At 32.2% G+C, this 1,601-nt stretch carries 2 protein-coding genes and 1 pseudogene; 2 read left to right on the forward strand and 1 reads right to left on the reverse strand.

Annotation, left to right across the window (positions count from 1 at the left end):
- Positions 1-770, forward strand: a 770-nt coding sequence (locus IDG60_RS13425) for an ABC transporter permease (protein WP_206160788.1), incomplete at its 5' end; no start/stop codon positions are given.
- 13 nt (positions 771-783) lie between these two features.
- Complete coding sequence (locus IDG60_RS13430; protein WP_000570075.1) at positions 784-1,443, forward strand: ABC transporter ATP-binding protein; 660 nt, start codon at positions 784-786, stop codon at positions 1,441-1,443.
- 51 nt (positions 1,444-1,494) lie between these two features.
- On the opposite strand, the pseudogene IDG60_RS13435 reads toward IDG60_RS13430, so the two are convergent.
- A pseudogene (locus tag IDG60_RS13435) lies at positions 1,495-1,601 on the reverse strand (M23 family metallopeptidase); the annotation flags it as partial.

A 1,601-nucleotide genomic window follows, 5' to 3' on the forward strand; every position in this document is an offset into this window, starting at 1 on the left:
ACCAAACCACTGCATCAAAATCATTCGTCAATAAAATTAAACAATCTGACTATGTAACTATTAAAAAAGTCGATGAAGATGAAAGCTATATTGAAGATGATGTTACTAAAAAGGAAGCTATTTTAAGTATGCAAATTCCTAAAGGTTTCTCTCAAAAATTAAAAGAGAACCGTTTAAAAGAAACGATACAGTTATATGGTAGAGATGACTTTATAGGTGGTATTGCTGTAGAAATTGTTAGTAGTTCATTATATGAACAGCAAATTCCTAACATTATTTATGAACACCTTGAGGATATGAAACAACATCAATCCATCGATGCTATCAACAAGTCCTATCATAAACATACACCTGAATCTAAAATCAAATTTGTGTCGCTTACTAAACAAGCACAACAATCTATTTCAATTAGCTTAATCTTTGCTGTGATTTTATTTGTTAGCGCTGTTCAAGTAGTACTTCATTATCGTTTAAACCAACAAGCAGCATTGCAACGATTATCACAATATCATTTAACCCGTTTCAAACTATATAGTACTTATGTAATGACACATACGATCTTGTTATTGTTGGTACTATTGGCAGTTAGTCTATATTTGTCTCAACCACTCAGCTTAATATTTTACTTAAAATCACTGTTACTTATATTGATTTATGAGATAGGTATCGTCTTTATCTTATTCCATATTCAAACAATAAGTCATCGATTATTCATGACATTTATATATGCACTTGCTATGGGTATCGTATACTTGATTATTTTCATGTAAAGGAGCGTAACTGATGATAGAAATTAATAACCTTTCAAAGCGTTACCGTAACAAACAGATTTTCAATCATTTAACCATGTCCTTTGATAGTAATCGTTTAACCGTATTACTTGGTGATAATGGCGCTGGAAAATCAACATTACTTCGTATGATCGCTGGTATTGAAAAAGCTAATGATGGAACTATCAACTATTTCGGCGAAAAATGGAATCAAAGACAAATCCAAAATCACATCGGTTATGTGCCACAAGACATTGCGTTATTTGAACACATGACAGTGGCTGAAAACATTAATTTTTTTAAATCACTTTGTAAAAATCCAATTAACGATACAACTATCAACGAATATTTACAGCAATTAAATTTTGATGATACGTCTGCCAAAGTATCTACATTGTCCGGTGGGAATAAACGTAAAATTAATATATTAGTAGGTTTACTAGGTCAACCTCGAATTCTAATTTTAGATGAACCGACAGTTGGTATTGATTTGAAATCTAGACATGACATCCACCAACTGCTTAACATTATGAAATCTAAATGTTTAATTATATTAACTACCCATCATTTAGATGAAGTTGAAGCACTTGCAGATGATATCAAGTTAATTGGCCAAGATCCTTTTTATCAACATGTTTTAGAGGACAAGCAATGGGCTTATACCTATTATTAAAACGAAAAAATCCCAAGTTGCGTATGATATCGTAACTTGGGATTTACTGTATTATCTACTTTGCAAGTATGACGTTGGGTCTACTGCATATTGATTACCGATGCCACCAGACATACGTTGGAAGTGTACGTGAGGCGCTGTTGAATTACCCGTACTAC

Source organism: Staphylococcus sp. EG-SA-2, assembly GCF_017152085.1.